The organism is Streptomyces sp. NPDC054975 (assembly GCF_053609105.1).
The window spans coordinates 123,266-136,342 of record NZ_JBSGWV010000001.1 but is presented as its reverse complement, the minus strand read 5'-3'; the positions used below and the strand labels follow the sequence as shown (position 1 = coordinate 136,342).

13 protein-coding genes are annotated in these 13,077 nt (G+C 72.6%); 2 read left to right on the top strand and 11 right to left on the bottom strand.

The genetic code is table 11. From position 1 onward, the window contains the following. Positions 1–77: 77 nt before the first annotated feature. From ACWF79_RS00615 to ACWF79_RS00595, 5 genes are all read right to left on the bottom strand, one after another. The gene (locus tag ACWF79_RS00615; RefSeq protein WP_453725839.1) at positions 78–824 is read right to left on the bottom strand and encodes a hypothetical protein; all 747 of its coding nucleotides are present in this window, start codon (positions 822–824) and stop codon (positions 78–80) included. Then, a complete protein-coding gene (locus tag ACWF79_RS00610) occupies positions 821–1,078 on the bottom strand; it encodes a gas vesicle protein GvpG (protein ID WP_453725838.1) in 258 nt (85 codons plus the stop codon). The genes ACWF79_RS00615 and ACWF79_RS00610 overlap by 4 nt, the downstream gene beginning before the upstream one ends. 55 nt (positions 1,079–1,133) lie before the next feature. Further along, on the bottom strand, positions 1,134–1,847 hold the full coding sequence (locus tag ACWF79_RS00605; protein ID WP_453725837.1) for a GvpL/GvpF family gas vesicle protein: 714 nt from the start codon (positions 1,845–1,847) through the stop codon (positions 1,134–1,136). Positions 1,848–1,850: 3 nt separating this feature from the next. Then, positions 1,851–2,291 carry a gas vesicle structural protein GvpA gene (locus tag ACWF79_RS00600; protein ID WP_453725836.1) on the bottom strand — a complete coding sequence of 147 codons (441 nt, stop codon included), beginning with the start codon at positions 2,289–2,291 and terminating at the stop codon, positions 1,851–1,853. An 85-nt stretch (positions 2,292–2,376) separates the two neighbouring features. Beyond that, positions 2,377–2,673, bottom strand: a complete 297-nt coding sequence (locus tag ACWF79_RS00595; protein ID WP_453725835.1) for a gas vesicle protein GvpO — start codon at positions 2,671–2,673, stop codon at positions 2,377–2,379. A gap of 229 nt (positions 2,674–2,902) precedes the next feature. Between ACWF79_RS00595 and ACWF79_RS00590 the strand changes: the two genes are divergently transcribed. Continuing rightward, entirely contained in the window at positions 2,903–3,583 is a 681-nt protein-coding gene (locus ACWF79_RS00590) for a class I SAM-dependent methyltransferase (protein WP_453725834.1), read from the top strand. 48 nt (positions 3,584–3,631) lie between these two features. Here the strand turns inward: ACWF79_RS00590 and ACWF79_RS00585 are convergent, their stop codons facing one another. Further along, positions 3,632–4,921: an MFS transporter gene (locus ACWF79_RS00585; RefSeq protein WP_453725833.1), complete on the bottom strand. Its 1,290-nt coding sequence runs from the start codon at positions 4,919–4,921 to the stop codon at positions 3,632–3,634. 72 nt (positions 4,922–4,993) lie between these two features. On the opposite strand from ACWF79_RS00585, the gene ACWF79_RS00580 reads away from it, so the two are divergent. Continuing rightward, a complete protein-coding gene (locus tag ACWF79_RS00580) occupies positions 4,994–6,013 on the top strand; it encodes a GlxA family transcriptional regulator (RefSeq protein WP_453725832.1) in 1,020 nt (339 codons plus the stop codon). Between the two features lie 40 nt (positions 6,014–6,053). Here ACWF79_RS00580 and ACWF79_RS00575 read toward each other — a convergent pair whose 3' ends face one another. From ACWF79_RS00575 to ACWF79_RS00555, 5 genes are all read right to left on the bottom strand, one after another. Continuing rightward, complete coding sequence (locus ACWF79_RS00575; protein WP_453725831.1) at positions 6,054–9,530, bottom strand: hypothetical protein; 3,477 nt, start codon at positions 9,528–9,530, stop codon at positions 6,054–6,056. Positions 9,531–9,653: 123 nt separating this feature from the next. Further along, complete coding sequence (locus ACWF79_RS00570) at positions 9,654–9,887, bottom strand: ferredoxin (RefSeq protein ID WP_453725830.1); 234 nt, start codon at positions 9,885–9,887, stop codon at positions 9,654–9,656. Positions 9,888–9,891: 4 nt separating this feature from the next. Continuing rightward, positions 9,892–11,157 carry a cytochrome P450 gene (locus ACWF79_RS00565; protein ID WP_453725829.1) on the bottom strand — a complete coding sequence of 422 codons (1,266 nt, stop codon included), beginning with the start codon at positions 11,155–11,157 and terminating at the stop codon, positions 9,892–9,894. Positions 11,158–11,227: 70 nt separating this feature from the next. After that, complete coding sequence (locus ACWF79_RS00560) at positions 11,228–12,019, bottom strand: ABC transporter permease (RefSeq protein WP_453725828.1); 792 nt, start codon at positions 12,017–12,019, stop codon at positions 11,228–11,230. Next, positions 12,019–13,023: an ATP-binding cassette domain-containing protein gene (locus ACWF79_RS00555; protein WP_453725827.1), complete on the bottom strand. Its 1,005-nt coding sequence runs from the start codon at positions 13,021–13,023 to the stop codon at positions 12,019–12,021. Before ACWF79_RS00555 ends, ACWF79_RS00560 begins: the two co-directional genes overlap by 1 nt. Positions 13,024–13,077 lie beyond the last annotated feature (54 nt).

The window sequence follows — 13,077 nt, the reverse complement described above, 5'->3', positions numbered from 1 at the left end:
GGTGAAGCCGGTAGGCGTCCCGCGAAGGAATCGGACACGTTGGCGCCCCTGTTCTGTGGGTGTGCTCCTGCTCTCGGTCAGTTGGCGACGGAAGCGCGGCGCCGGGAGCGGCCCCCCGATGCGCGCGGCTCGTCCTCGGCGTCCTCGACCTCCTCGGCGTCCTCGACCTCCTCGGTCTCGTCAGCCTCGTTCGCCGGGACCTCGTAGGACTCGTCGTCGGCCTCCTCGACGGCCTCCTCGTCGTCGGCCACGGCCTCGCCGTCCCTGACCTCGCCGCGCAGCATCAGGAACTTCCGGTAGAGCTTGAGATCCAGCCGTGCGCGGCGGTCCTGGGCGCGCCAGATGTTGCCCGCCTTCTCGAAGAGCCCCTTGGGGAAGTACTCCAGCACCAGCAGGACCCGGGTGAGGTCGTCGGTGAGGGGGTGGAAGGTCACCACTCCCCGGACCGTTCCCTTCGCACCCTCCGCCGTCCACGCGATGCGTTCGTCGGGGACCTCCTCGGTGACGTCCACCACCCCCTTGGCGAAGGTGCTGAACTCCTGGAACTGCGTCCACCGGTCGTACGCCTCGCGCACCGGAACTCCGACATCGATGTCCTCGACGATCGTCACGCTCTTCCCGGTGCCTGCGCCCGACGTGCGGCCACCGCCACGAAGTCCCTTGGTCCTGTCCTTCGCGGCCCCGAGCCGGGCGACGCCTTCGCCGAGGCGCTGCCCAAGCCGGGTGACCGCGCCCTTGGCACGGGCGGTCAGGTACAGGCGCAGTTCTTCCTTGAGTCTTTCGATGGCGGGGTTCTCCGCCACCTCGTTCCTGCTTCTCGTCATGAACCGTTCTCCGTCCCGCTTCGGTACGCCTCGATCTCGTCGAGGCGGTCCAGGAGGGCGTCCTCGCGTCGGTCGAACTCCTCCGCGTCCACGCGGCCGTTCGCCAGGTCCTCCACGAGCGCGGCCAGTTGGGCCCGTACGGGCTCGGGGTCGTAGTACTCCCGTTCCGCGGTGAGCAACACCTGGTCGACCACCCACGCGGTGCCGCGCAGCGGTGCCAGCGGCAGGGTCAGAATGCCGGTGAGCAGTCCCACGGCCGCGTCTCCCTCCCTGGTACGCCGGCTGCTTGCCCGGCGTCCGTCCGATGCATCACACGAAGCTGTACGGCGGCAGAGGCCCGGTCAGGGTGAAGGTGCAGGCGTCGCCCTGGCGCTCCGCCTCCGCCCGGACAGCACGTACGAACTCCTCCGTGGTCTCCGCCGAGACGAGGAACGACACGTTCAGGAAGTGGCTCGGGCCCGGCTCGCCGCGCGCGACACGGGCGGCCAGGGGCTGCAGGCGCTCCATGGTCTTCCCGGCCTGCGCCTCGCTGCGCTCGGCCACCTGTCCGGCGACCAGCTCACCCAGGGCGATGCGCTCGTCCTGGCCCGCCGCTCCCGACCGCGTCCGCTCGTTGAGCTCCCGGATCTGGTCGGACTCCGCCACGATCTCGAGCAGCATGTCCTGTTCGTCGCGGGCCGCCTTGAGGTTGAACTCGACGTGCCCCGCGAGTTCGGCGAGGCGGGCACGGTAGGCGTCGCTGTCCTGCGCCAGCGCCTCGGCCACCTTCTCGTCGTCCGGGCCGAGCAGGCCGAAGCGCATCGGCAGCGTCGCGCCGTCCGCCATCAGGGTTTCGAGGACGCCTTCGTGGGCCAGGACGTCACGGCGCTTGGCCCGCAGGCCCTCGGGGGCGTCGCTGACGACCGCGGCGATGTCGCCGGTCGTGACGGTCCGCAGCGGCGCGGGTGGTTCGCCCACACCGTGGAGCTCGTCCAGACGCAATGGGTGGTCGACGCCGGTGATGGCGTACACATAGGTCGGCATCTGCTACTCCTCACTTCGCTGGGAGCTGGACGTCCTGCTGGACGTGGACTTCCGCGCCGGTCGCTTCCTGGTCTCCTCCTCGGACTCCTCACGCTTGCTCTGCAGGGAGTCCGTGAACGCCTCGACGGCGCCGGTCAGCGCGCCCTTCGACTTCCCCTTGGCGCCGCTCTCGGTCATCTCACCGACGATGTCGGTGAGTTGGGTGGGCGCCTTGCGGCCGGACTCCAGGTCCAGCCGGTTGCACGCCTCGGCGAACCGCAGGTACGTGTCCACACTGGCGACCACCACGCGGACATCGATCTTGAGTATCTCGATCCCGACGAGAGAGACGCGGACGAAGGCGTCGATGACGAGTCCGCGGTCGAGGATGAGTTCCAGCACGTCATAAAGGTTTCCCGAGCCGCTTCCGCTGCTCGTCGTACTGCTCTGTTGGACGAGTGTCACGATGAACTCCTTCCGATAGCGCGTCTGTCGACGCGTGAGCGCCCGACGTTCCGTCGCGGGAAGGCCGACGCCGGTCACCGCCGTATCAGCGGCGGTCGATCTGACCTCGGGCGTAACGCCGTGTGCGTTCGTACGCGACGAGCCGGCCCTCGGTGTCGAGAGCGACGTGGTACGAGGCCATGACGCTCATCGTGTCCGGGATCTTCTCCAGCTCGACGACTTCCACATCGGCCGACCACCCCTCCTCGGTCGCCTTCACCGCCGAGACGGATCCGGGTTCGCACCGCAGAAGCTCCGACAGCTGCGCGGAGGCGCGGCGCATCGCCGTGGCGATGTCGAGTTGTCCGGTCGTGTTCTTCTTCTCGTCGTCAGTCGCGTCCATGTTCCCGCCTCTGAGGCCTGGAGGACGGGCCTGAGTTGGGTTCCGGGCCCGTCCGGGGCTGAGGTTCGCGTGCCCGGCACTTCAGAACGTATGCGTGACGATTGTCGAAACCGTCCGAGGGCGCCGTCACCCCGCCTCGTCCCAGGCCTGGCGTTGCCCTGCGGGCGTGGGTTTGCCGGAACGGCAACAGGAGTGGCGTGGCCGGGATGTGTTCGGTGACGGTGGGGGCATGACGGACAACATCGCGACAGGATCGCCCGAGGCCGGCTCCCCCTCGCCCGCAGGCGGGTACATGGGAGACCCCGCCGTGCGGGCGGAGTGGGACAGCCGTTACGCCGACCGGCACCAGCTGTGGAGCGGTCGGCCCAACGGTGCTCTGGTGGCCGAGGTCGCCGGGCTCACGCCGGGGCGGGTGCTCGACGTCGGGTGCGGTGAGGGCGCGGACGCCGTGTGGCTCGCCCGCGGTGGGTGGGACGTGACCGCGCTCGAGGTGTCGGGCGTGGCGCTGGAGCGGGCGGCCGGGCATGCGCGGGACGCCGGCCTCGCTGTGCGCTGGGTCCATGCCGAGCTGACGGAGGCGGGGCTCGCGCCCGCCTCTTTCGACCTGGTCTCCGCCCAGTACCCTGCCCTGCTGCGCACCCCCGACGCCGCGGCCGAGCGAGCGCTGATCACGGCCGTCGCGCCCGGCGGCGTGCTGCTGGTCGTCCACCACGCGGGGATGGACACCCAGCAGCCGGACGACAGCGGCTTCGACCCGGCCGACTACGTCTGGCCGTCCATGGTCGCCGCTCTGCTCGACGACGACTGGGAGGTGGAGGTGGACGAACAGCGGCCACGGGTGATCCCCGACGGGGGCGCGGGCGCGCACCACACCGACGACGTGGTCCTCCGCGCCCGCCGACTGCGCTGAGCCCGGCATCCCGCGCGGCCAGGCGGTGAGCGCGACGCAGCCGCGTGGTCATTCGCCGCGTGTACCGGCCGGTGCTGCGAACTTGTCGCTGTCCATGGGGGCGGCACGGCGTAGGGTGCGGATCGCCGGGATCGCGAGCAGCGCCACGCAGCCGGTCAGGCAGGCGCCCGCCGAGACCAGCAGCAACCGCCCCGGGGAGGCCAGGGTGAGGGCCGGGCCCGCCAGGATCTGGCCGAGCGCGATGCCGGACACCGAGCCGGCCAGCTCGTACGCGGAGACCCGGTTGAGCACCGCGGGCGGGGTGTGGGTCTGGACGCTCGTCGCCCACATCACCGACCAGAACGCCAACGCTCCGCCGCCGAGGACATGACCGGCCAGCAGTACGGGCAGGTGGGTACCGAGCGCCACGCAGAGCGGCAGCACGGTGTACAGCACCATCGCCACCGCTCCGGCCGCCAGTGGCCGGGCCGGGCGCAGCCGCAGGGCGAGCAGGCCGCCGAGCACCGTACCGACGCCGAGGAAGGAGACCGCAAGGCCGTACGCGTTCGGGCCGAGCCGGTCGCCGACGAGCGCCGAACCGAGCGGCACCAGCGGGCCGAAGAGCAGCACTCCGAAGACCACCCAGATCAGGATCACCGCCCACATCCAGGTGCGTGCCCGGAACTCCTGCCAACCCTGGCGCAGGTCGCGACGGAGTGAACTCCCGCTGCGGGAAGGGGGGTCGGCGGCCGGGGCGAGCCGGACGAGCGCCAGGCACAGGGCGCTGAGCAGGAAGGTGCCGGCGTCGATCGCGTACACGGTCCCGGCGCTCGTCACCGCGATCAGCAGCCCCGCCAAGGCCGGGCCGACCAGGTGGGCGAGCGCGTCGGCCACCTTGAGCGTGGCGTTGGCCCGCTGCGGCTCGGCCGCGACCAACGGGATCATGCCGTTCGCCCCCGGCAGGAACATCGCGACGGCTGCGCCGGCCAGGGCCGCCATGGTCACCAGCAGCCAGAACGGCGGCGTACCGGCGAAGAACGCGGCAGCCAGTACACCCTGGGTGAGGACCCGGACGAGGTCCGCGCCGACCATCATCCGGCGCGCGCCGAACCGGTCGGCGAGCACTCCGCCGAACAGGACCAGGAGGACGAACGTCCCGGTCCAGGTGCCGAGGACGTAGCCGACCCCGGAGATCCCGTACAGCGCGCCGACGGCGAGCGCGGCGGCCACCGGCATCATCGCGTCGCCCACGAGCGAGATCGTGCGGGCGGTGAAGAAGAGCGTGAAGCTCCGGTCCCACAGCGGGAGTCGGTCGGGCGGGCGGGCCGTCCGGGTCTGCTGGTGCGTCTGCGTGGTCACACCAGAGATATTGGTGTGGACCAATCGACCGGTCCCAGTGTCCTGAACGACATGATGGGGTACTTTCGCGCCATGACGCCTCGTTCGCTGCCGAAGTCCCCGGCGCCGCACCGGGTGGTGGCTCTGCTGAGGCCCCCGCAGTCGACGTTTCCGCTGGCCTGCGCGACCGAGGTGTTCGGCGACCACGACCCGGCGACCCCCGCCCGGTACGCCTTCGAGGTCTGCACCGAGCGCCCCGGCCCGGTGCGTACCGAGGCGGGTTACGACCTGCTGGTCACGGCGGGCCTGGACGCGCTGGAGCGTGCCGACACCGTCCTGGTCCCCGGCTGGCAGGAGCCGGTCGGCGCGGAGGTGCCGCCGGAGGTGGCCGAGGCGGTCCGCGAGGCGCACCGACGCGGGGCGCGGATCGTCGGCATCTGCTCGGGCGCCTTCGTGCTCGCGGCCGCCGGCCTGCTGGACGGCCGGCGGGCCGCCACCCACTGGGCCCGGGCCGCCGAACTGGCCGCCCGGTTCCCGCAGGTCCGGGTCGACCCTGCGGTGCTCTACGTGGACCACGGCGACGTCGCCACCAGCGCCGGATCGGCGGCCGGCGTGGACCTCTGCCTGCACCTGGTCAGCTCCGACCAGGGCGCCGCGTACGCGATGCGGGTCGCCCGGCGGATGGTGATGCCGCCGCACAGGGAGGGCTGCCAGCTGCAGTACGCCGAACTGCCCGCCTCCGGACCGGTCACCGACTCCTTGGCCCCGCTGCTGGAGTGGCTCGCCGGGCGCCTTGACCAGCCGGTCAGCGTCGCCGAGATGGCGCTCCGCGCCCAGGTCTCGGCCCGCACACTGACCCGGCGCTTCACCGAACAACTGGGCATCAGCCCCGGACGCTGGCTGCTGGACCGGCGGATCGCCGCCACCCGGGCGCTGCTGGAGGAGACCGACCTGCCCGTGGAGACCATCGCGCGCCGGGTCGGCCTCTCCTCGGCCGTCAACCTGCGCCGACGCTTCCACGAGGCCCTGCGCACGACGCCGGCCGCCTACCGACGCGCCTTCCGCGCGAACGAAGCCAGACAGATCCGGATAGGGCCGGGTGGAGCGGGATAGGTCAGAACAGAGTCGGACAGAGTCGAACTTGCCGGATGAATCAGCCCCCGCCCACGGTCGTGGCGTACGCCGCCTCCCGGACCTCCAGCTCAGGGTGGCGGCGTAGGCCGACGACGGCGGTACGGCAGATGTCCGGCCAGTTCTGGCGGGAGCCGAGGGCCGTGGCGAGGGCGACGGCGAGGAGGCCTTCCACCAGCCCGCCGTCCCCGCTCAGGGCGCGGACCGCGGCGTGGGCGGCGGCGGGGTCGGAGAGCGGACTGCCGTTCCGATGCGCGTCCTCCAGGTCTTCGGCCACCCGGGCCGCGAGGACGGGGCGGCCCCCGATCGCGGCCGTCAGCTCGCGGAGCGAAAGCATCAGATCGGGCTCGGCCGCGTCCAGGTCGATCGCCCGTACGAGAAGGGCGGTGCGGGTGGCCGTGACGGCCGGTTCGGCTGCCAGCCGCCGTGCCAGGGTGGCGCACATCCGGCGGTCCCGGATCGACGAGCAGAGCAGGGAGTGCAGGCGACGGCGCGCCGGTAGATCCCCACCGCGTCCGCCGCCCTCCGGTTCGCCGGCCGCGACGAGGACGAGCAGCCGGTCCACGACGTCGGCCAGAAGGCTGCCCGGCTCCACGCCGCCGATCGGGTGGGGCAGTTCGGACTGGGCCAGCTCCGTCAGCCCGTAGCTCACCCGCCAGACACTCAGGGGCAGGGCGAGGTCGGTGTAGACGTCCGCCAGTGCCGTCGCGGCCGCAGGCGTGTACGGCGCCCAGTCTGGGAGGCTGAACAGGGCCTGGTCCGCGACCTCTTCGTCGGAGGTGAAGGGCAGCCGGGCGACGAGTTCCCCGTACCGCGACCGGTGCGCCGGGGCCAGCTCCGCCGGGTTCACGTCCAGCAGTGTGCGCCGGGCGACAGCCGGGCCGTCGGTGGCCGCCGACTCCAACAGCGCCCACATCTCCGGGGCGGGCAGCAGCGTCGTGGCCAGACCGACGACGGTGGCCCGCACATCCGGGTGGATACCAGGGGTGCGGCCGACGGTGGACAGCAGCGCGGTGGCGGCGCCCTGGGGCAGGTGGCGGGCGGCGAGCCGGGCGGCCGTCTTCCGTACGGTGACCTTCACCCCGTTCTCGCGGGTCAGGACGGCATGGAGCAGGGCCGCGACCTCGGTGGGCCGGGCGTGGGCAGCGGCGCGGCCGGCGGCGGACCAGGCGGCCCCGGCCCGGTCGTCGCCGACGTGGTCGAGCAGGGCGGCGAGGGCCGAGGCAGGGTCGTCCGTGTGGGCGGCCGCGTCCAGAGCCGCCACCGTCAGAGCGGACTCGGCGGCGCCGGCCGTGGGCGCCTCCGAGACCTCGGGCCCGGGTGAGGTCGGCGCGGAGGCGGTGTACCGCTGGAGCAGGGCCCGTCCGTGCTCCGGTATCGGGGCCACCGCACGGAGGACCGCGGCCCGTTCGTCGATGCCTCTGCCGGGATCGGCGATGACGTCGGAGGCCAGCCGGACTGCGGCCCGCTGCTGCCGGGGCAGCCACCGGTCGGCGTACCGGAAGGGCGGCAGCGGCCGGGGAGTGCCGGCCATCGGGAACCGGCCGCCCCGGAGCGGGATCTCGGGCGGCAGAGCGCGGTCCAGCAGGTCGGTGCGCTCGGCGGCGAGGACCGCGAGCACCGGAGGCAGGAAGACCGCGGAGGGCTCCCGCGCCAGCAGGTCTGCCACGCGGGCCCCACGGGTCGCGGGGTCGGCCAGCCAGGCCGCGGCGACATCGCCGAAAGCCCCGTCCGGGCAGGTGCGCAGGGCCTGTTCGAGGCGGTCTTGCAGTTCTGGGATCTCGTACGCGCGGCGTCCGCAGGACATGACCAGCGCGAGCAGGGGAACGACGTCCCCACGGGCGGCGGCCCGGTCCAGCCACGGGCGGAGGGCGTCGAGTACGGCACTCATCCCGCCGTCGCGCAGGCGCAGGGTGCCCGGGCGGCCGAACTCCACGGTGCCGGTGTGAGCGGTCAGCGCCTCCACGACGCGTACAGCGGTCCGCAGAGCGGCACCGGCACCGGGATCCGTGCGCGTGCCGTCGGCCGCGGCCCCCTCCACGGCGGCGAGCAGAGTCACGGCCAGTGTCCGGATCGTGTCCCGGGTCAGGGGTGAACAGTCCCGGGCCCGTAGGGAGTCCAGGCACAACCGCTCCAGGGAGTCGCACCCACCTGCCCCGAGGGCTGCCACGAGCAGGGGCGTCGGCAGCTCGGCGAAGGCGGAGAGGACCTCCCCACGTACGGGATCGCGCTCGTTGGTCAGTCGGCCGGCGGCCAGCGTGAGGACCTCGGCGACCTGCGCCGGATCCCGGCTCTGCCCGGCGTTGGCGGCCAGCCGGTCCCAGACGACCCCGCGCTCGTCGGCGTCACCGGTACCGAGCGCGGCCATGAGCTCGGGACGGGCTTCGGCGGGCGGCAGCAGGGCGAGCAGGCCCCACAGGTCCCAGCTGTTGTCACGTTCGGCCCGCAACGCCTCGATCGCGGCACGGGCCCGGGTGTGCCGCTCTGCGACCGGGAGCAGGGCGAGCACGCCCGCGTGGGCGCGCACAGTCCTGCGGGGATCGCCCGCGGCGAAGACGGCGTCCACGAAATCCGCCCGGCGCGCCGGGGCCATCGACCGCAGCAGTACGTCGAAGGCCTCCCGGTGGAACCACCGGGCCCCGAGCCTGGGCAGGGACGGCGGGTCCGCCACCACGAGCTGCCGCATGACCGCCCGGCCGGGTGTCCGTTCCCAGCGCGCGGCCGCCCGGTCCGGGTCGGCCAGCCAGCGCGCGACGCGCTCGGCGTCGCACCGGACGAGGTCGCCCAACCGTTCGTGCACCGGCCCGGGCAGGTTGTCGGGGCCGTACCGTTCCAGCAGGTCCAACACGCGTGCCGGCGCGGCGGGCAGGGCGGCGGCGATCCCGGAGGCGTGCCGCCTCCACCAGCTGTCGCGCAGCCGCGCGGTGAGGTCGCTCAGTTCCCGCTCCGCCTGGTCGAGGACGGCGACGGGGTGGCGGACGGCCAGCGTGCTCCAGTCCTCGTACGCGAGTGCCCCGGCGAGTTCGGGCAGCAGCCGCGCGGTGAACTCCGGCGAGCAGCCCGGCAGCAGGCGGGCCGCGTCCTGGTCGCCGTACTCCGTACGGACGCGAACGGCGAGCCGCTCGGCGAGTTCGGGCCGCCGACCGTCGCGCAGCAGCCGCGCGAGGTCGGCGCGGACCACGGCGGGCGCGTCGTCGTACGCGGCCTCGACAGCGGCGTCCGGCACGGGTAGGCGCCGGGCGCCGCGCAGCGCGTAACGGCGTACCACCGGGTCCGGGTCGCCGAGCCGGGGCGCCAAGTGCCCCAGCTCCCCTGCGGTCAGGGCCGCCAGCGCGGCAAGGCGGCGCTCGTACGGACCGCGCGCGTCGAGGGCGGCGAGGAGGGGCCGTAGTGCGCCTCGGGCCGCGAGCCGACGAGCGGTGACGGCGGTGTGCCGGAGCCGGGCGGCGTGCGGGAGGGGATCGAGTACGGCGAGCAGCTCGTCGGCAGTGGGGATCATCGAGGGCATTGTGCCTGACGGTGCGAGCGGGCCCTACCGATTATCGGACCGGCCCGTACGACGCGAGAGCCCCCACCGGCATGCGGTGCGGGTTCTCGGTCCCGGAGGAGGGAGGCGCGGTGGTTACGCGCCTCTGGAGTCCGGGGAGTAGAAGGTGATGGCCTCGGCGGGGCAGAGGCCGGCGGCCATGCGGGCGGCGGCCCGGTCTTCGAGGGCCGGGGTGGGCTGGAGGAGTACCACCAGGCCTTCCTCGTCGTCCTGGTCGAAGACGTCCGGGGCCGTCAGGGCGCACATGCCCGCGCCGGCGCAGCGGTCACGGTCGACGTTCAGGCGCAGTGGCTCTCGTGGGTCGCTCATGAGGCTACTCCTTGTCCCAGGTGACAGGCAGGCTGATCACACCGTAGATGTTGGAGCGGTCGCGCAGCGGTACCTCCTCCGGCGGCACCGCGAGGCGCAGGGTGGGGAAGCGGGCGAAGAGCGCCGGGAAGGCGACGGCCATCTCGACCCGGGCGAGCTGCTGGCCCAGGCACTGGTGGGCGCCGTGGCCGAAGGCCAGGTGACCGACGGCCCGACGGTGGATGTCGAGCCGGTCGGGCTCGGGGAACTTGAGCGGGTCGCGGTTGGTGGCCTGTACGGAGATGGTCACCGTTTCGCCCGCCTTGATGAGCCGGCCGTCCACCTCGACGTCCTCGAGCGCCGCGCGCGGCAGCGGGTCGGCCACGCTCAGGTAGCGCAGCAGCTCCTCCACGGTCTGCTCGGCGAGGCCCGGGTCGGCGCGCAGCGCCGCGAGTTGGTCCGGGTTGCTCAGCAGGGCGAAGGTGCCGAGTGCGAGCATGTTCGCGGTGGTGTCGAGCCCGGCGGCCAGGAGCAGCCCGCCGATTCCGGCCAGCTCCCCGTCGGTCAGGTCGGAGGTGGTCAGATCGCTGAGCAGGTCGTCGGTGGGTTCGGCGCGCTTGGCGAGGACCAGTTCGTTCAGGTACTGGATCAGCGCCATGTAGGCCTCGCCGATCGCCTCCGCGTCCGCCTTCTGGTCGAGGAGCGTCGCCACCTGGCTCTGGAATCGTTCCCGGTCGGCGTACGGCACACCGAGCAGCTCGCAGATCATGAGCGCGGGCACGGGCTGGGCGAACGCCTCCACCAGGTCGACCGTGGGCCCGGCCTGTTCCATGGCGTCCAGCCGCTCATGGGTGAACTGCTCGACCCGCTCGGTGAGTTGGCGCATCCGGCGGACGGTGAACCTGCCGGTGAGCAGGCGCCGGTAACGGGTGTGCTCCGGGGCGTCGAGGCCGATGATGTCGCCGACCAGCGCCGGCGGCAGCTCCTCCGGCGCCCCCTCCAGCGGCATCGGCGCATGCATGAGTTCGTACCGCGAGCTGAAGCGAGGGTCGGCCAGGATCGCCCGGGCCGCGGCGTGCCCGGTGACCAGCCAGCCGATGTGCCCGTCGGCGTAGCGCATACGGCGTAACGGCTTGTCGCTCAGGGCGGTCAGCTCGGCGGGCGGGTCGAAGGGGCAGCCGGTGCGGCGGTCGGTGGGCAGGGTGGGCAGCTCCTCGGTGGGGGTGTCGGCGGTGGTGCCGGTGGTGATGGCGTCAGCCGTCGGGTCGGCGGGCGTCGGGTCGTTCGACATGGGTCTCCTGTGATCGTTCTACGGGACGGGTGGTGTTCGGTGGCGTGAAGTGGCTTGGGGAGTGCGGTGGTTACCGCTTGGCGCCGGTCCTGAAGGTGCGGCGGGCCCAGAGGTAGCCGACCGCGGAGAGCCCCACGCACCAGGCGAGACCGATGACCGCGCTGGAGCCGATGCCGGTGCCGAGCCACAGGCCGCGCAGGGTCTCGATGATCGGGGTGAAGGGCTGGTACTCGGCGAACCAGCGCAGGCCGGTGGGCATCGAGTCCGTCGGCACGATGGCGCTGCCGATGAACGGCAGGAACGTCAGCGGCATCGGGATGTTGCTCGCGGTCTCCACGTTCTTGGCGACCAGACCGATGCCGGCGGAGAGCCAGGTGAGCGCGAGCGTGAGCAGGGTGAGCAGGCCGACGGCGGCGATCCACTCGACGGGCGTCGCGTCGGGGCGGAAGCCCATCAGGAGGGCGACGCCGATGACGAGCGCGATGCTGGTCATCGTCTGGATCACGCTGCCCACGACATGGCCGGTCAGGAACGAGGCGTGGGAGATCGGCATCGTACGGAAGCGGTTGACGATGCCCTCCGTCTTGTCGACACACACGCTGATCGCGGTCGTCAGGGCGCCGGACGTGGCCGCCATCAGGATGATGCCGGGGGCCAGGTAGTCGATGTACTCGCCGCTGCCGGTGGGCAGTCCGCCGATGCCTGCGCCCAGGGCGGTGCCGAAGGCGTAGTTGAACAGCAGGAGCATCATGATGGGCATGATGACGACGGTGAGCGTCAGGGACGGGTAGCGCAGGGCCTTCTTGAGGTTGCGCCGGAGCATCGTCCTGGAGTCCCTGGCGGCGTAGGACATGGTGGCCATCAGACGTTCTCCTTGGTCGATGTGACGGCGTCGGCCGGACGGGGCCGGCCGGTGAGGGTCAGGAAGACGTCGTCGAGGTCGGGGGTGTGTACGGTCAGCGCCTCGGCCTGGACGGCGGTGGCCTCCAGGGTGTCGAGGACGGCGCGCAGGTTCGGGATGGAGCCGTCGCTGGGGATCTGCAGGGTGAGGGACTCGTCGTCGCGGGTGGCGACGCCGAAGACGCCCGCGGCGGCGTCGAAGGCCTGGGCGTCGGCGAACCGCACCCGGATGTGGCCGCCGGGGATGCGCTGCTTCAGCTCCTCGGCCGTACCTTCGGCGATCAGCCGCCCGTGGTCCAACACCGCTATACGGTCCGCCAGTTGGTCGGCCTCTTCGAGGTACTGGGTGGTCAGGAAGATGGTCACGCCCTCGTCGGCGACCAGACCGCGGATGATCTCCCACATGGTGCGCCGGCTGCGCGGGTCGAGACCGGTGGTCGGCTCGTCGAGGAAGATGATCCGCGGGTCGCCGACCAGGGTCATCGCCAGGTCGAGCTTGCGCCGCATGCCGCCGGAGAAGGTGACGGCGTTCTTGCCCGCCACGTCGGCGAGGTCGAAGCGGCGCAGGAGGTCCTTGGCCCGGAGCTTGCCTTCGCGCCGGTCGAGGTGGTGCAGGTCCGCCATGAGGAGCAGGTTCTCCTCGGCGGTCAGCAGGTTGTCGACGGCCGAGAACTGGCCGGTGACGCCGATCGCGGCGCGCACCGCGTCGGCGGCCCGGGTCAGATGACGGCCCGCGACCCAGGCTTCGCCCGCGTCGGCGGGGATGAGCGTGGAGAGGATCTCCACCGTCGTGGTCTTGCCGGCGCCGTTCGGCCCGAGCAGGGCGAACACGGTGCCTTCGGCGATGTTCAGGTCGATGCCGTCGAGAACGAGCTTGTCGCCGTAGGACTTGCGGAGACCGGTGGCGGTGATCGCCGCTGCCGCCGTGTTCGCGGCGAGCGGCGCGGATGTCTGGGTGGCAGTCATGCCGCTTCCTTTCGAGGACGCCTTTCGAGGCGGGAGTTGGAGCGGTGGCTGAGG